Source organism: Methylobacterium sp. B1, assembly GCF_000333255.1.
GTDB classification, from domain to species: Bacteria; Pseudomonadota; Alphaproteobacteria; order Rhizobiales; family Beijerinckiaceae; genus Methylobacterium; species Methylobacterium fujisawaense.
This window is the reverse complement of record NZ_BACT01000352.1, coordinates 1-16,962: the sequence shown is the minus strand read 5'-3', so window position 1 is coordinate 16,962 and position 16,962 is coordinate 1. Positions and strand designations below refer to the sequence as shown.

Sequence of the window (16,962 nt, the reverse complement as noted above, 5' to 3'; positions counted from 1 at the left end):
AAGGGGCCTGAACGGGAGCATCCGGGGGCTGACCGCATCGAGAGCGGACGCACGCGCCGGATGAGCCGATTCCGGCATTCGGCCGGGCCAGCGACGAGCGGAACACCGGATGCGTCTGATCCTTCGTTTCTTCGGGATCCTGTTCAGCGCTGGCGCGGTGCTGTTCGTGGTCGGCGCGGCGGTGGGCGGGTACTTCTACTGGAAGTACAGCCAGGACCTGCCCGACCACGCGGCGCTCGCCAATTACGAGCCGCCGGTGATGACTCGCGTCCACGCGGCGGACGGTTCGCTGCTCGCCGAATATGCCCGCGAGCGCCGGCTGTACCTGCCGATCCAGGCGATGCCCAAGATCGTCGTCGCGGCCTTCCTGTCGGCCGAGGACAAGAATTTCTACAAGCACGGCGGCATCGACCCCGAGGGGATCGTGCGCGCCTTCCTGACCAACGCCAAGTCGGGCAAGCGGCAGGGCGCCTCGACCATCACCCAGCAGGTCGCCAAGAACTTCCTGCTCTCCTCCGAGCAGACCTACGACCGCAAGATCAAGGAGGCGCTGCTGGCGCTCCGGATCGAGGCGGCCTACTCGAAGGACAAGATCCTCGAGCTGTACCTCAACGAGATCTTCCTCGGCACGATCGTGCCGGGCCGCAACCTCCACGGCGTGGCGGCAGCGGCGTTGGATTACTTCGGAAAATCGGTCCACGAGCTGACCATCAACGAGGCGGCCTACCTCGCCGCCCTGCCGAAGGGGCCGAACAACTACCACCCCTACCGCAAGACCCAGGCGGCGCTGGACCGCCGCAACGAGATCATCCGCCTGATGGCGGAGAACGGCTACATCACCAAGGAGGAGGCGGATTCCGCCAAGAAGATGCCGCTCGGCGTCAACCCGCGCGTCGCCTTCCCGAACGCCGCCAACGCCAACTACTTCACCGAGGAGGTCCGCCGCGAGATCTCCGAGCGCTACGGCGAGAAGAAGCTCTACGAGGGCGGCCTCTCGGTGCGCACGACCCTCGATCCGAAGATGCAGGGCTGGGCCCGCAAGGCGCTGGTCGACGGCCTCGTGCGCTACGACCAGGCCCATGGCTGGCGCGGGCCGGTCACCAAGGTCGACCTGACCGGGCGCGACTGGGGCATGGCGGCGGCCGAGGTTCCGGCGCTGGGCGACGTGGCACCGTGGCGCCTCGCCGTGGTGCTGGGCAATGGCGGCGGCGGCGTGCAGATCGGCCTGCAGCCCAAGCGCGAGGCCTCCGGCCAGGTGGTCAAGGACCGCGAGACCGGCGTGATCACGCCCGAGGGCATGCGCTGGGCCGGCCGCGCCAATCTCCAGCCCGGCGACATGGTCTATGTCGAGGCGATGGATGGCGGCCGCGGCCAGTTCCGCCTGCGCCAGAAGCCCGAGGTCTCCGGCGCCATCGTGGCCATGGACCCGAATACGGGCCGGGTGCACGCGATGGTCGGCGGCTTCTCATACGACGAATCCGAGTTCAACCGCGCCACCCAGGCGATGCGCCAGCCCGGCTCCTCGTTCAAGCCGATCGTCTACTCGGCGGCGCTGGACAACGGCTACACGCCCGCCTCGATCATCCAGGACACCCCGATCACCATCGAGGCCGGCCCCGGCCAGGAGGCCTGGACGCCCTCGAACTACGACGGCAAGTCCGGCGGCCCCCACACCCTGCGCTACGGCATCGAGCACTCGAAGAACCTGATGACGGTGCGGCTCGCCAAGGATGTCGGCATGCCGCTCATCGCCGAGTACGCCCGCCGCTTCGGCGTCTACGACGACATGCTGCCGGTTCTGCCGATGTCGCTGGGCGCGGGCGAGACGACGGTGATGCGCATGGTCACCGCCTACTCGATGCTGGCCAATGGCGGCCGGCGCATCCGGCCGACCCTGATCGACCGGATCCAGGACCGTATCGGCGAGACCATCTACCGCCACGACAACCGCAAATGCATCGGCTGCGACGCCGAGAAGTGGTCCGGCCAGGACGAGCCGAAGCTGGTGGACGATTCCGAGCAGGTGCTCGACCCGCTGACCGCCTACCAGATGGTCTCGATCATGGAGGGCGTGGTCCAGCGCGGGACCGCGACGATCCTGAAGCAGATCGGCAAGCCGCTCGCCGGCAAGACCGGCACCACCAACGACGCCAAGGACGCGTGGTTCGTGGGCTTCTCGCCGGATCTGGCGGTCGGCATCTATATCGGCTTCGACAAACCGCGCTCGCTCGGCGACCGCGCCACCGGCGGCGGGCTGGCGGCGCCGATCGCCCTGGAGTTCCTCAAGACCGCCCTCAAGGACAAGCCGCCGACGCCGTTCCGCGTGCCCCCGGGGATCAAGCTGATCCGCATCAATCTCGCCAGCGGCACCCGTGCGGGGTCCGGTGAGGGCGCCGGGACCATCCTGGAGGCGTTCAAGCCCGGTACCGCACCGGCGGATTCCTACGTGGCGCCGTCGTCCTCGGGCGGCGGCCAGGCCGCCGCCCCCGCGGCGGTCCCGGCCGATCCCGACCGGGCCGCGCAGGCCGGCGGATTGTACTGAAGCGACCGGTCCCGGCTCGCGCTCCGCTCAAGTCGGGTCTGCCCGACTCGAGTCTGCCCAGGTCGGGTCCGCCCGGCCTGGGCTTTTTGTTGCGGATCCCGAGCGGGCGCAGCGCCGACACCGACGCGGCGTTCTGAAGCCGCGGCACGGCCTCGACGAGGGTCACGGATCCGGCCTCATCCTGTCCCCCTCCCGCGTGGGATCAGGGTGCCTGCCCTGGACGATTCAGGGTTCTTGCCGTCGTTCCGGGGCGCGGCAGCGGCCCTGCGCGGTCCGGAAGACGTGGCTCGCGCGATCCGCGCTCCGGCATCCGCGCAGAAAAAAGCCGCCCCGGATGGAGCGGCTCGAAGAGTCATCAGGGAGGCATCAAAACAGAGCGGACGAACATGTCCAACTCGACATCCAGATCACTGGATGCCTCTTTATGCCCCGGAAACCTTAATCGGCAGTTAATACAAATCTTCGGCCGGTGATCTCAGGCCGCCAGACTGTCGAACAGGCCACGCCCGTCGGTTCCGCCGATCAGGTCTTCGACGAAGTTCTCCGGGTGCGGCATCATCCCGAGCACGTTCCCGGTCTCCGACAGGACGCCCGCGATGGCGTTGAGGGAGCCGTTGCGGTTGGCCTCCACGGTGATGGCGCCGGTGGCGTCGCAGTACCGGAAGGCGACCCGGCCCTCGCCTTCGATCCGCGCCAGCGTCTCGGGATCGGCGAAGTAATTGCCTTCCCCGTGGGCGACGCAGACGTCGATGACCTGACCCGGGGCGTAGGCGCTGGTGAAGCGGGTGTCGGTGCGCTCGACCCGGAGCGTCTGGCGGTGGCAGATGAAACGCCGGTCGACGTTGCGCATCAGCACGCCGGGCAGAAGGCCGGATTCGCACAGGATCTGGAAGCCGTTGCAGATGCCGAGCACGAGTCCGCCGCGCGCCGCGTGGGCCCGCACCGCATCCATGGCGGCGGCCCGGCCGGCGATGGCGCCGCAGCGCAGGTAGTCGCCGTACGAGAAGCCGCCGGGCAGCACGGCGAGGTCGGTGCCGGCGGGCAGTTCGTGGTCCGCGTGCCAGACGAGGCTCACCTGCGCGCCGGATCGCCGCAGGGCCCGGACGACGTCCGATTCGCGGTTGGAACCCGGGAAGACGACGACCGCGGCGTGCATCAGAGGATCTCGATCGCGTAATTCTCGACGACGGTGTTGGCCAGGAGCTTCTCGCAGGCCGTGCGCAGCGTCGCCTCCGCGGCGGCGCTGTCGACCGCCGAGACCTCGATGTCGAAGACCTTGCCCTGCCGGACGCCGTCGACGCCCTCGATGCCGAGGGATCTGAGTGCGGCCTCGATCGCCTTACCCTGCGGGTCCAGCACACCGGTCTTCAGGGTGACGATGATACGGGCTTTCATGGATCTTCGGGTCTCACGCGTGTCCGGGACGGTAGTGTGACCTGCGACATCGTCACACAGACCGCCGCGGACCGCTTCTAGCAGGAAGGCCGCCGAACTGTCGAACACCCCGCACGCATGGGGATAATTCCGGTATTCGGTGCAACTTGACGAATATTTCTAGAGCAGGCGCACTCGCTCAGCGATGCGTGGCCGGGCTCCGCAGCGGCTCGATGCTGGTGGCCCGGCGCCAGAGCTGGAGCATGACCCAGGCCGCGAACAGGCTGAACACGCCCATCAGGACGTGTCCCACCCGCTCGCCGAGATCGAAGATGCCCGCGATGGCCCAGCCCGCCGCGATGGCCACGGCGAACACCTCGGTGCCGACAAGGACCATCATGCTGATGATGGTGATGGCGTTGCGCCCGTTCACGAGATCCGCCCTCGAATCGATTTCGCGTCCCGGACGCGCCGTCCGGGACGCGCGCAGCTAGCCCGGAGCGGCCGCGTGATGCAACCGACGGGACGGATCCCGCGTCAGCGCGGCGCGCGCTTGGCCAGGATCCGCTGCAGGGTCCGCCGGTGCATGTTGAGGCGCCGGGCGGTCTCGCTCACGTTGCGGCTGCACAGCTCGTAGACGCGCTGGATGTGCTCCCAGCGGACCCGGTCCGCCGACATCGGGTTCTCCGGCGGGTCGGCCCGCTCGCCCGGCTGCGCCATCAGCGTGCCGTGGATCTCGTCGGCATCGGCGGGCTTGGCGAGGTAGTCGAAGGCGCCGAGCTTCACCGCGGTCACCGCCGTGGCGATGTTGCCGTAGCCGGTCAGGATCACGCCCCGGGCCTCGGGACGGCGCTCCTTGAGGCGGGCGATCACGTCCAGGCCGTTGCCGTCGCCCAGGCGCATGTCGATCACCGCGAAGGCGGGGGCGCGCGCCTCGACGGCCGAAACGCCGTCCGCGACGCTGTCGGCCACCTGCACGTGGTAGCCGCGGCTCTCCATGGCGCGGGCGAGGCGGGTCTGGAAGGGCTTGTCGTCGTCAACGATCAACAGGCTGCGGTCGGAGAAGGCGGCCAGCGGATCGGCATCGTCGATCACGGCGGGGTTGGTCGCCGCCACAGTCCCGGGCTGCGTGAGCATCCGACACTCCTTTTGGGTTTTCGTCGTCGGGTTCTTGGTCTGTGCCTCATATAGGTACGGCATCGCGCGGTGGCAGGGGGGCGCGGATACTGAGTTCCGGAGAATGTCGCGGCGCCGCCCCCCGCTCGAAGATGTGGCGGGCCCAGGAGACCCGCACGATCGCCCCATGGGCGTCCGGCGCGGCGACGTTCATCAGGGCGAGCTGCGCCCCCGAGCGCTCGATCAGGGTCTTGGCGATGAACAGGCCCAGGCCGAGCCCGGCCCCCACGGTCTCGCCGGATTGCGGCCGGTCGTGGCTGCGGGTCGTGACGTAGGGCTCGCCGGCCCGCAGCAGCACCTCGCTGGAGAAGCCCGGCCCGTCGTCGCGGATCTCGATCCAGACCCGGTCGGGCGTCCAGCGCCCCTCGACGGAGACGCGGGCCTCGGCGAAGTCCACGGCGTTGTCGAGGATGTTGGCGAGGCCGAACATGACGCCCGGGTTGCGGCGGCAGGCCGGCTCCGGGCCGTCGCCGGCGCTGGTGACGTCGAGGGCGGCGCCCAGCGCCCGCTGGGGCGCCACCAGCTCCTCCACGAGGTGGCTGAACGTGACCGTCTCCAGGAAGCCGACCCCGTCCCCGTCGAGGGAGGTCAGCTTGCCGAGGATGCCGCGGCAGCGGTCGACCTGCTCGCGCAGCAGGTTGAGATCCTCCGCCACCGCCGGCGAGGCGGTGGGGCCGAGCTGGCGGATCAGCTCCTTGGTCACCACCATGATGGTGCCCAGCGGCGTGCCCAATTCATGGGCAGCGGCGGCCGCCAGCCCGTCGAGCTGCGACAGGTGCTGCTCGCGGGCGAGCACGAGTTCGGTGGCGGCGAGCGCCTGGGCAAGGAGCCGCGTCTCCTCCGCCACCCGCCACGCGTAGACGCCCGTGAAGGCGGTGCCGAGCAGGATCGCCGTCCACACGCCGGAGACGTACAGGAACGGCAGCTCGATCCGCCCGTCGGCGAACCAGGGCAGGGGCCGGTGCACCAGGGCGAGCAGGGTCGCGAGCCCCACCGCCAGGAGCCCCAGCGCCAGCGTCCGCTCGGGCGGGAGGGCGGTCGCGGAGATCAGCACGGGGGCGAGGAACAGCAGCGAGAATGGATTCTGGAGCCCGCCGGTGAGGAACAGCAGAGCCGCGAGCTGCACGATGTCGAAGGCGAGCAGCAGCGCGGCCGAATCGTCGCTGAGACGGTAGCTCGCCGGGAAGCGGATCCGCAGGGCGAGGTTCAGCCAGGACGAGGTGGCGATCACCAGGAAGCACCAGCCGAAGGGGAGCGGCAGGCCGAGGCCGAACTGCGCCCCGACCACCGCCGCGCTCTGGCCCGTGACGGCGAGCCAGCGGAGGCGGACGAAGGTGTCGAGCCGCAGGTGTCGGGCGTCGCGGCCGAGGCCGCTGAGATCGGTATCGGGCATGCTGTGTTTCGATGCGTCGCCGGACGGACCCGACCGGCCCGGCTTCTCGCGGATCCCCACCGCATGACGCGGTGGCGGGGATCCCGGCAAGCCGACCCGGACAAGTCGTCGCTGGTGAACGTGGTCACAGGCAAGTCGCCGCGGCTCCGGGATGTTCCACCGGCGTTCAGGGTGGAGCATTATCCTACCGATTCGGGTTGCAGGGGACGGGCCGTGCGGCGCAATGCCGGCGGCCGGACCGAGACCGCGAGGTGACGATGCTGCTGGCCTATTCGATGTACGAGGGCGCCCGCGCCCTGATGGCGCCCGCCCGCGTTGCCGCCGATCTGACGCGCTACGGGCTGCAGCTGCCGGGCAACCCCCTGGCCTACGGCCCCTATGCCCGCGCGGTGAGCGCCGGCTGCGAGATGTTCGAGCGCGTCACCCGCCAGTACGGCAAGCCCGCCTTCGGCTTCACCGAGACGGTCGTCGACGGCGCGCCGGTCCCGGTCACCGAGCGGGTGGTCTGGGAGCGGCCGTTCTGCCGCCTGATCGCCTTCGACCGCGCCTTCCCGACGCCCCCCGCCGAGGCGCAGCCCAAGCTGCTGATCGTCGCGCCGATGTCGGGCCATTACGCCACGCTCCTGCGCGGCACCGTCGAGGCGATGCTGCCGAACCACCGGGTGTTCGTCACCGACTGGACCGATGCCCGGATGGTGCCGCTGTTCGCGGGCCAGTTCGACCTCGACGATTACATCGACTACCTGCAGGAGATGTTCGCCGTCCTCGGGCCGGACCTGCACGTCATGGCGGTGTGCCAGCCGGCGGTGCCGGTCTTCGCCGCGGTGGCGCTGATGGAGGCGGCCGACGAGCCGGCGGTGCCGACCTCCATGACCCTGATGGGTGGCCCGATCGACACCCGCCGCTCGCCCACCGCGGTGAACTGCCTCGCGCAGGAGCGCGGCCAGGCGTGGTTCGAGCAGAACACGATCAGCCTCGTGCCGCCGATCTATCCGGGGGCGTGGCGCCGGGTCTATCCGGGCTTCCTGCAGCTGTCGGGCTTCATGGCGATGAACCTCGACCGGCACGTCACCGCCCATTCGGACATGTTCGACCACCTGGTGAAGGGCGACGGCGATTCGGCCGAGAAGCACCGCGAATTCTACGACGAGTACCTCGCCGTGATGGACCTGACGGCCGAGTACTACCTCCAGACCGTGCAGACCGTGTTCGTCGACCACGCCCTGCCCACGGGCCGGATGCGCCACAGGGACACACCGGTCGATCTCGGAGCCATCCGCCGCTGCGCGATCCTCGCGGTCGAGGGCGAGAACGACGACATCTCCGGCGTCGGCCAGACCAAGGCGGCCCTGGACCTCACGCCGAACCTGCCCGACGCCCGCAAGGCCTACCATCTCCAGGCCGGCGTCGGCCATTACGGCGTGTTCAACGGCTCCCGCTACCGGGCGGTGATCGCCCCCCGCATCGCCGCCTTCATCCGCGCCATGCAGGCGGTGCCCGGCACGCGGGGCAGCCACCTGCGGCAGGTGGGCTGAGGCGTTACGTCCAGCCTCCGCCCGCCGCGCCCGGGACAGGCGCGACGGGCCCCCGTCCCCTGCGGACGACGATGCTCACACGGCTCCGACCGCTGCGCGCCGCGCAGTGAGGCCGCACCGGCTCCGGCGAAGTCTCGCCCTGCGCCCGCGCGCGAAAAAATCCCCCGCCGATCCTGAATACATAACGCAGTGATGGCCGGACTGGCGCGGGGCTTGCGAGATGCGCCCCGTGACCTGGATCCGCGCAAGCACCGCCCGCGCACGCACCGCCTGCGCCCAGCCCGACTCCGTCCCCAGACCGGTGGTCGCGCCGGCGCTTGCCCGAGCTCCATTGTCACGCCGGGCCATTGCGCCCCTGCTTAAGAATTGTTCAAACTCGCCCGCAAGGTGTGGGCCGGCGCTTCGGGCCTGAGACCCGCACCGCCAGGGAGAAGACGATGGACCGCAGGACGTTCCTGAAGGGCTCGGCCGCGCTCGGGCTGGCGGCACCGCAGATCGCGCGGCCGGCCCTGGCGCAGGGCGCGAAGGTGCTGCGCTTCGTGCCGCAGGCGAACCTCGCCAATTTCGACCCGATCTGGGGGACCCAGTACGTGGTGCGCAACGCCGGCACCCTCGTCTGGGACATGCTCTACGGCGTCGACGCGCAGCTGAAGCCGCAGCGCCAGATGGTCGAATCCGAGGAGGTCTCGGGCGACAAGCTGACCTGGACCTTCCGGCTGCGCCCCGGCCTCAAGTGGCACGACGGCGAGCCGGTGCTGGCCAAGGACGTGGTGGCGAGCCTCACCCGCTGGATGGCTCGGGACCCGATCGGCCTGATGATCCGGGGAATCCAGGACGACCTCGCGGCGACCGACGACAAGACCTTCCAGTGGCGCCTGAAGAAGCCCTTCCCGAAGCTGCTCTACGCGCTCGGCAAGACCAACGCGCCGATGGCCCTGATGATGCCGGAGCGGATCGCCAAGACCGACCCGTTCACGCAGATCTCCGAATATGTCGGCTCGGGCCCGATGAAGTTCGTCCGCAACGAGTGGGTGCCGGGCGCCCGGGCGGTGTTCGAGACCTTCACCGACTACAAGCCCCGCGACGAGCCGAATTCCTGGCTCGCGGGCGGCAAGCGCATGCTGGTCGACCGGGTCGAGTGGGTGATCATGCCGGACGCCGCCACCGCCTCGGCGGCCCTGCAGAACGGCGAGGTCGACTGGTGGGAGAACCCGATCTCCGACCTCGTGCCGCTGCTGCGCAAGAACAGCAACCTCAACGTCGATATCGCCGACCCGCTGGGCAATGTCGGCTCGTTCCGGATGAACCACCTGCACCCGCCCTTCGACAATCCGAAGATCCGGCAGGCGGTCATGACCGCGATGAGCCAGGAGGATTACATGCGGGCAATCGTCGGCGACGACGACAGCCTGTGGAAGAAGCTGCCGGGTTTCTTCACGCCGGGGACGCCCCTCTACAGCGAGGCGGGCGGCGGCAACGTCGGCAAGGGCGACATCAAGCTCGGCCAGAAGCTGCTCAAGGAAGCCGGCTACAAGGGCGAGCCGGTGGTCTGCATCGTGGCGCAGGACCAGGGAATCACCAAGGCGCAGGGCGACATCACCGCCGACCTCTTGAAGCAGATGGGCTTCAACGTCGACTTCGTCGCCACCGACTGGGGCACCACCGGCACCCGCCGGGCCTCCAAGGCACCGCCGTCCCAGGGCGGCTGGAACATGTTCCACACGTGGCACGCGGGCGCCGACTGCATCAACCCGGCGGGCTACCCGGCGGTGCGGGCGAGCGGCGACAAGGCGTGGTTCGGCTGGCCGAACATCCCGCCGGTGGAGACCGCCATCGCCGAATGGTTCGACGCCGCCGACCCGGCCGCCGAGAAGGCCGCCATCGACAAGGTCAACGCCGCCGCCTGCGAGGGCGTGGTCTACGTCCCGACCGGGTTCTTCCTCGGCTACCAGGCGTGGCGGAAGACCGTCTCGGGCATCGTGAAGGGGCCGATCCCGTTCACCTGGGGCGTGTCGAAGGCGTGATGGGGCGGGTGGTGATCATGCCGGCGAACGCGACGCGTTCCCCCTCCCCCCTCTGCGGGGGAGGGGGGCCCTCGCGTCAGCGAGGGTCGGGAGAGGGGAGCGACGATGCAGGATCGGGCTTCGCCCTTCATGCAGGCCGCGCCCCTTCCGGAAGCCGGGTTCCCCTCTCCCGACCCCCTTCGGCGGCCACCCTCCCCCGCAGAGGGGGGAGGGGGTGCGGCGGCGCCCGCCGCGCCCTTCGTCCCACGGCCTAGCGAGGACCCATGCTCGGCTATATCGGCAGGCGCATCCTCGCCACCATCCCGGTCATGGCGGTGGTCGGGCTGTTCGTCTTCAGCCTCCTCTACTTCGCCCCCGGCGATCCGGCGGCGATCATCGCGGGCGACCAGGCGACGCCCGACGACGTCGCCCGGATCCGCGCCACGCTGGGCCTCGACCGGCCGTTCCTGGTGCGGTTCTGGGAATGGTCCTGGCAGATCCTCCACGGGGATCTCGGCACCTCGATCTTCACCAACCTGCCGGTCACCACCATGATCGGCCAGCGGGTGCAGCCCACCGTCTCGCTGATGCTGGTCACCCTGGTCTTCGCCATCGTGGTGGCGGTGCCGCTCGGCGTCGTCGCCGCCTGGAAGGCCGGCAGCCTGATCGACCGCCTCGTGATGGGCCTCGCCGTGACGGGCTTCTCGGTCCCGGTCTTCGTGGTCGGCTACGTGCTCGCCTACGTCTTCGCCCTCGAACTCGGCTGGCTGCCCGTCCAGGGCTACACGCCGATCGAGCAGGGCCTGTGGCCCTGGCTGTCCAACCTGATCCTGCCGGCGGTGACGCTCGGCCTCGTCTACATCGCGCTGATCGCCCGGGTGACCCGGGCGACCATGCTCGACGTGCTCCAGCAGGATTACGTCCGCACCGCCCGGGCGAAGGGGCTGGGGCAGGGGCCGGTCCTGTTCGTCCACGCCCTCAAGAACGCCGCGGTGCCGATCGTCACCGTGATCGGCATCGGCATCGCCCTGCTGATCGGCGGCGCGGTGGTGACCGAGACGGTCTTCGCGATTCCCGGCCTCGGGCGCCTCACCGTCGATGCGATCCTGCGGCGCGACTACCCGGTCATCCAGGGCGTCGTCCTGCTGTTCAGCTTCGTCTACGTGCTGGTGAACCTCGCCATCGACCTCTTCTACACCGTGCTCGACCCGAGGATCCGCTATTGACCGCGACCGTCGCGCCCTTCCCCAGCAGCGCCCCGCAGGCGGGGACCCCGTCCGAGGCGACCGCCCCCAAGGCGCCCCCGCCGCCGGGCCTCGCCATCGCGGCGCCGCTGCCCGACGTGTTCCCGGCCCGCAAGCGCCGGGGCCCGGTCTGGACCTATATCCGCCGCAACCCGACCATCGTGGTCGGGGGCGTGCTGCTCCTCGTCGTCTTCCTGATGGCTTTGCTGGCGCCGTATCTCGGCACCGTCGACCCGACCGCCCTGGCGCCCGCCAAGCGCACCCGGGCTCCGTCCGCGCAATACTGGTTCGGCACCGACATGCTCGGCCGCGACGTCTACTCGCGGGTGGTCTACGGCGCCCGGGTCTCGCTGCTGGTCGGCTTCTCGGTGGCGTTCCTCGCCTCGATCGCCGGGCTCGCGGTCGGCCTCGTCTCCGGCATGGTGCGCTGGCTCGACGGGATCGTCATGCGGATCGTCGACGGCATGATGTCGATCCCGCCGATCCTGCTCGCGGTGGCGCTGATGGCGCTGACCCGCGGCTCGGTCCAGAACGTCATCGTGGCGATCACCATCGCGGAGATCCCGCGCGTCGCCCGCCTCGTGCGCGGCGTGGTCCTGTCCCTGCGCGAGCAGCCCTATGTCGAGGCGGCGGTGACCACGGGCACGCGGATGCCGGCGATCATCTGGCGCCACATCCTGCCCAACACGCTGGCGCCCATGACCGTGCAGGCGACCTACATCTGCGCCTCCGCGATGATCACCGAGGCGATCCTGTCGTTCATCGGCGCGGGCGTGCCGCCCTCGACGCCGTCCTGGGGCAACATCATGGCCGAGGGCCGGGCCCTTTGGCAGGTGAAGTTCTACATCATCCTGTTCCCGGCGATCTTCCTCTCGATGACGGTGCTGGCCGTGAACCTCGTCGGCGACGGCCTGCGCGACGCCCTCGATCCCCGCATGGCGAAAGACGTCTGATGAGGACCGGCAGCATGAGCGGCGCACCCCTCCTGTCGATCGAGAACCTGCAGGTCCATTTCCGCACCCCCGACGGGGTGAACCGGGCGGTGGACGGGGTCTCGTTCGCGATCCAGTCGGGGGAGACCCTGGCGATCGTCGGCGAATCCGGCTGCGGCAAGTCGGTGACGTCCATGTCGATCCTGCGGCTCCTGCCCGAGCCGCCGGCCCGCATCGCCGGCGCCATCAAGTTCGAGGGGACCAACCTCCTCGACCTGCCCAACAGCGCCATGCGCAAGATCCGCGGCAACGACATCAGCGTGATCTTCCAGGAGCCGATGACCTCGCTGAACCCGGTCCTGACGGTCGGCCGCCAGATCGGCGAGACCCTGCGCCTGCACCAGGGCCTCGGCCGCCGGGAGGCCGAGGAGCGGGCAATCGAGATGCTGACGCTGGTCGGTATCCCCGAGCCCCGGCGCCGGGTGCGGGAATACCCGCACCAGCTCTCCGGCGGCATGCGCCAGCGGGTGATGATCGCCATCGCGCTCGCCTGCTCGCCCAAGCTCCTGATCGCCGACGAGCCGACCACGGCGCTCGACGTGACCATCCAGGCCCAGATCCTCGACCTGATGCGCGACCTGAAGGCCCGGGTCGGGGCCGCGATCATGCTGATCACGCACGATCTCGGGGTGGTGGCCGAGGTCGCCGACCGGGTGGTGGTGATGTATGCCGGCCGCAAGGTCGAGGAGGCGCCGGTCCGCGACCTGTTCCGGGCGCCCCGCCATCCCTACACGCGGGGCCTGATGGGGGCGGTGCCGAAGCTTGGCGCCGTCGAGCACGGGGCCGACGCGCGGCTCGCCGAGATCCCCGGCATGGTGCCGAGCCTGAAGGGCCGGATCGAGGGCTGCGTCTTCGCCGGGCGCTGCCCGGACGTGACCGACCTGTGCCGCGCCTACGCGCCGGCCCTGGAGCCGAAGGCGCCGGGCCACCTCGCCGCCTGCCACTACGCGCCGAAGGACGCCCTCGCGGCATGAGCGCCACGCCCGCACCCCCCGCCCGCACCCTGCTGGAGGTCAACGACCTCAAGAAGCACTTTTCCCTCGGCGGCGGCCTGTTCGGCCGGTCGACCCGCGTGCTGAAGGCCGTGGACGGCCTGTCCTTCACGGTCGCCCGGGGCGAGACCCTGTCGCTCGTCGGCGAATCCGGTTGCGGCAAGTCCACCGTCGCCAAGGCGCTGATGCGTCTCTACGCGCCCACCGCCGGACAGGTGGTGCTCGACGGGCGGCGCATCGACGACCTCTCGGCCGGAGCGCTCCGGCCCCTGCGGCGCCACATCCAGATGGTGTTCCAGGACCCGTTCTCGTCCCTCAACCCGCGGATGCGGGTGCGGGCGATCCTGGCCGAGCCGATCCGCAATTTCGGCCTCGCCCGCAACGCCGCCGACCTCGAGGCGAAGCTCGCCAGCCTGATGGAGCGGGTCGGCCTGCCCCGCGAGGCGCTGGGCCGGTTCCCACACGAGTTCTCGGGGGGCCAGCGCCAGCGTATCGGCATCGCCCGGGCGCTCGCCGCCGAGCCGGACCTGATCATCTGCGACGAGGCGGTCTCGGCGCTCGACGTCTCCGTGAAGGCGCAGATCGTCAACCTGCTGCGGGATCTTCAGCGCGAGCTCGACCTCGCCATGCTGTTCATCTCCCACGACCTCGCCATCGTCGAGCACATGACCCACCGGGTGGCGGTGATGTATCTCGGCAAGATCGTCGAGATCGGGCCCCGCCGCGATCTGTTCCTGGCCCCGAAGCACCCCTACACGCAGGCCCTGCTCTCGGCGGTGCCGATCCCCGAGCCCGGGGCCGGGCGCACCCGCATCGTGCTCAAGGGCGACGTGCCGAGCCCGATCAACCCGCCCTCCGGCTGCCGCTTCCACACCCGCTGCCCGCACGCCTTCGACCGCTGCCGGACCGAGGTGCCCGGCCTCGACGCGGTGGGCACCGGCCATTTCGCCGCCTGCCACCTCAACGACGCGGCCGCGCCGGCCCGGGCGGCCTGACGGAGCCGTCTTTGCGAGCGCAGCGAAGCAACCCGGTGCGGCGCGCGATCCCCGAGCGTGGCGGATCCCTGGGTCGCTTCGCTGCGCGCGCGATGACGGATCGGATCCCTGCAGACGGCTTTTGGAGACAACCGTGCAGCACGACCTCATCCTGAAGGGCGCGCGGGTCATCGACCCGTCGCAGAACCACGACGGGATCTGCGACGTCGCCTTCGCGGACGGACGGGTCTCGGGCTTCGGCCGCGACCTGCCGGCCGGCCCGGGCACGCAGGTCCGCGACATGGAAGGCGCCATCGTCACGCCGGGCCTGATCGACCTGCACACCCACGTCTATTGGGGCGGCACGTCGCTGGGCATCGACGCCGACGAATTCTGCCGCACCTCCGGGGTGACCACCTCGGTGGATACCGGCAGCGCGGGACCCGGCAACTTCGCGGGCTTCCGCAGCCACGTGATCGAGCGGTCGCAGGCGCGGATCCTCGCCTACCTGCACGTCTCCTTCGCGGGCATCTTCGGCTTCTCGAAGACCATCATGGTCGGCGAGAGCGAGGATCCGCGGCTGATGGCGCCCCGGGAGGCCGTGGAGGTCGCCGAAGCCAACCGGGACGTGATCGTGGGCATCAAGGTCCGGGTCGGGCGCCACGCCTCCGGCGACCAGGGCACCGCGCCGCTGGACATCGCCCTGCAGGTCGCCGAGGAGACCGGCCTGCCGCTGATGGCCCATATCGACGAGCCGCCGCCGAGCTACGAGGCCGTGCTCGCCATGCTCCGCCCCGGCGACGTGCTGACCCACGCCTTCCGGCCCTTCCCGAACTCGCCCGTGACCGCGCAGGGGGCCGTGAAGCCGGCGCTGCGCGAGGCCCGGGCGCGGGGGGTGCTGTTCGACATCGGCCACGGCAAGGGCTCCTTCGCCTTCCGGACGGCGCGGGCCATGCTGGCGGGGGGCTTCCTGCCGGACACGATCTCGTCGGACGTGCACCAGCTCTGCATCGAGGGGCCGGCCTTCGACCAGGTCACCACCATGTCGAAGATGCTCTGCCTCGGCATGAGCCTCACCGACGTCATCGCCGCCTCCACGGTGAACGCCGCCGTGGCGCTGAAGCGCATGGAATACGGGACCCTGAAGGTCGGGGCGCTGGGCGACGCCACCGTGCTGGCGGTGCGGGACGGGGCCTTCGACTATGTCGACACGCGGGGGGAGACCATGACCGGCGTCCAGCGGATCACCGCCGAGGGCGTGGTGCTGAAGGGCCGGTGGTGGCATCCGGCCTGACCGCGCCGGGACCGGACCCACAGGTCCTCGGTCCGATCGCATACAGAATATCGACCTTTACAGCCTCTTCGGCGGCCCGATACACTTTCCCGTGAGGGGCGGGCCATCGCCGGCCCTCTGCGACACGCGGTCGAAGCTGCGGCGCCAGGGAGGATGGATGGACACGGGTCAGCCTCTGCTGGAGGTCGACGGCGTCACACTCCGCTACAAGACGCCCGAGCATCTCGTCACCGCCACCTACCGGGTGAGCTTCCGGGTCTGGCCCGGGGACCGGTTCGTCCTGCTCGGGCCCTCCGGCTGCGGGAAGTCGACCCTGCTCAAGGCGGTGGGCGGCTACATGGCCCCCACCGAGGGCGAGATCCGCCTGAAGGGTCGCCCGGTCACCGAGCCCGGCCCCGACCGGATGATGGTGTTCCAGGAATTCGACCAGCTCCTGCCCTGGAAGACCGTGCGGCAGAACGTGGTCTTCGCGCTGGAAGCCTCGGGCCGGCTCAAGGGCCGGGAGGCCCTGGACCGGGCCAACCTCTACATCGACAAGGTCAACCTCACGAAGTTCGCCGACAGCTATCCCCACACCCTGTCGGGCGGGATGAAGCAGCGCGTCGCCATCGCCCGCGGCATGGCCATGGAGCCCGACATCCTGCTGATGGACGAGCCCTTCGCGGCGCTCGACGCGCTCACCCGGCGGCGCATGCAGGACGAGCTGCTGATGCTGTGGGAGGGCACGCGCTTCACCGTGCTGTTCGTCACCCACTCGATCCCCGAGGCGATCAAGGTCGGCTCCCGCATCCTGCTGCTCTCGCCCCATCCCGGCGAGGTGAAGGCCGAACTCAACAGCGCCGAATCCCCGGAGGCGGCGCTGCAGCTGGAGAGCCGGATCCAGCACATGCTGTTCTCGGAAGAGATCGAGGAGGCCGAGAATGTCTAGCGCGCAAGCCCTGACCGGCGCCCCGCTGACCGGCGTCGCGCCGCGCCTGACGCCCGTGGAATCCGGCCGCCCCGAGATCGTGCGCGAGACCGGCCACGCCCATGGCGCCACGGTGGTGGAGAAGCCCCTGTCGCTCGCCGAGCGGCTCTACAACCAGGCCTGGCTGCGCAAGATCGTGATCCTCGTCCTCCTGGCCGGGATCTGGGAGGCCTACGGGCGCTACCTCGACAACGACCTGCTGTTCCCGACCTTCTCGGCCACCGTGGAGGCCTTCTTTCGGGGTATCGCGGACGGCACGCTGCCGGCCCGCGCCTGGTCGTCGCTCAAGGTGCTGCTCATGGGCTACGCCGCCGGCATCGCCCTGGCGACCGTGCTCACGGGCCTCGCCATCGCGTCGCGGATCGGGACCGATCTGCTCGAGACCCTGACGTCGATGTTCAACCCGCTGCCGGCCATCGCGCTGCTGCCCCTGGCGCTGATCTGGTTCGGCCTGGGCAACGGCAGCCTGATCTTCG

General features: G+C 70.1%; 15 protein-coding genes. 10 read left to right on the top strand and 5 right to left on the bottom strand.

What is annotated here, in order from left to right:
• The first annotated feature begins 109 nt into the window (after positions 1–109).
• Positions 110–2,542, top strand: a complete 2,433-nt coding sequence (locus I53_RS10340) for a penicillin-binding protein 1A (protein ID WP_043350075.1) — start codon at positions 110–112, stop codon at positions 2,540–2,542.
• Positions 2,543–3,017: 475 nt separating this feature from the next.
• On the opposite strand, the gene purQ is transcribed toward I53_RS10340, so the two are convergent.
• The 5 genes from purQ to I53_RS10315 form a co-directional block, all read right to left on the bottom strand.
• A complete protein-coding gene (gene purQ, locus I53_RS10335) occupies positions 3,018–3,698 on the bottom strand; it encodes a phosphoribosylformylglycinamidine synthase subunit PurQ (RefSeq protein WP_043350073.1) in 681 nt (226 codons plus the stop codon).
• On the bottom strand, positions 3,698–3,937 hold the full coding sequence (gene purS / locus I53_RS10330) for a phosphoribosylformylglycinamidine synthase subunit PurS (protein WP_043350071.1): 240 nt from the start codon (positions 3,935–3,937) through the stop codon (positions 3,698–3,700). The genes purQ and purS overlap by 1 nt, the downstream gene beginning before the upstream one ends.
• Before the next feature lie 178 nt (positions 3,938–4,115).
• Complete coding sequence (locus I53_RS10325; protein WP_043350069.1) at positions 4,116–4,349, bottom strand: hypothetical protein; 234 nt, start codon at positions 4,347–4,349, stop codon at positions 4,116–4,118.
• 104 nt (positions 4,350–4,453) lie between these two features.
• The gene (locus tag I53_RS10320; protein WP_043350065.1) at positions 4,454–5,053 is read right to left on the bottom strand and encodes an ActR/PrrA/RegA family redox response regulator transcription factor; all 600 of its coding nucleotides are present in this window, start codon (positions 5,051–5,053) and stop codon (positions 4,454–4,456) included.
• Between the two features lie 46 nt (positions 5,054–5,099).
• Complete coding sequence (locus tag I53_RS10315; RefSeq protein WP_043350081.1) at positions 5,100–6,485, bottom strand: ActS/PrrB/RegB family redox-sensitive histidine kinase; 1,386 nt, start codon at positions 6,483–6,485, stop codon at positions 5,100–5,102.
• Positions 6,486–6,742: 257 nt separating this feature from the next.
• Between I53_RS10315 and I53_RS10310 the strand changes: the two genes are divergently transcribed.
• The 9 genes from I53_RS10310 to I53_RS10270 form a co-directional block, all read left to right on the top strand.
• The gene (locus I53_RS10310; protein ID WP_043350062.1) at positions 6,743–8,020 is read left to right on the top strand and encodes a polyhydroxyalkanoate depolymerase; all 1,278 of its coding nucleotides are present in this window, start codon (positions 6,743–6,745) and stop codon (positions 8,018–8,020) included.
• Between the two features lie 437 nt (positions 8,021–8,457).
• Positions 8,458–10,044 (top strand): ABC transporter substrate-binding protein, encoded by a 1,587-nt coding sequence (locus tag I53_RS10305; protein WP_043350058.1) that lies wholly within the window; start codon positions 8,458–8,460, stop codon positions 10,042–10,044.
• Positions 10,045–10,307: 263 nt separating this feature from the next.
• Entirely contained in the window at positions 10,308–11,249 is a 942-nt protein-coding gene (locus I53_RS10300) for an ABC transporter permease (RefSeq protein WP_043350057.1), read from the top strand.
• On the top strand, positions 11,246–12,220 hold the full coding sequence (locus I53_RS10295) for an ABC transporter permease (protein ID WP_043350054.1): 975 nt from the start codon (positions 11,246–11,248) through the stop codon (positions 12,218–12,220). The genes I53_RS10300 and I53_RS10295 overlap by 4 nt, the downstream gene beginning before the upstream one ends.
• Positions 12,220–13,233, top strand: coding sequence for an ABC transporter ATP-binding protein (locus I53_RS10290; protein WP_043350053.1), 1,014 nt, complete (start codon positions 12,220–12,222; stop codon positions 13,231–13,233). The genes I53_RS10295 and I53_RS10290 overlap by 1 nt, the downstream gene beginning before the upstream one ends.
• Positions 13,230–14,246, top strand: coding sequence for an ABC transporter ATP-binding protein (locus tag I53_RS10285; RefSeq protein ID WP_043350050.1), 1,017 nt, complete (start codon positions 13,230–13,232; stop codon positions 14,244–14,246). The genes I53_RS10290 and I53_RS10285 overlap by 4 nt, the downstream gene beginning before the upstream one ends.
• 133 nt (positions 14,247–14,379) lie before the next feature.
• Positions 14,380–15,519: an amidohydrolase/deacetylase family metallohydrolase gene (locus I53_RS10280; RefSeq protein WP_043350080.1), complete on the top strand. Its 1,140-nt coding sequence runs from the start codon at positions 14,380–14,382 to the stop codon at positions 15,517–15,519.
• A gap of 157 nt (positions 15,520–15,676) precedes the next feature.
• Entirely contained in the window at positions 15,677–16,447 is a 771-nt protein-coding gene (locus tag I53_RS10275; RefSeq protein WP_043350049.1) for an ABC transporter ATP-binding protein, read from the top strand.
• Positions 16,440–16,962, top strand: a 523-nt coding sequence (locus I53_RS10270; RefSeq protein ID WP_374701311.1) for an ABC transporter permease, incomplete at its 3' end; no start/stop codon positions are given. The genes I53_RS10275 and I53_RS10270, both read left to right, overlap by 8 nt.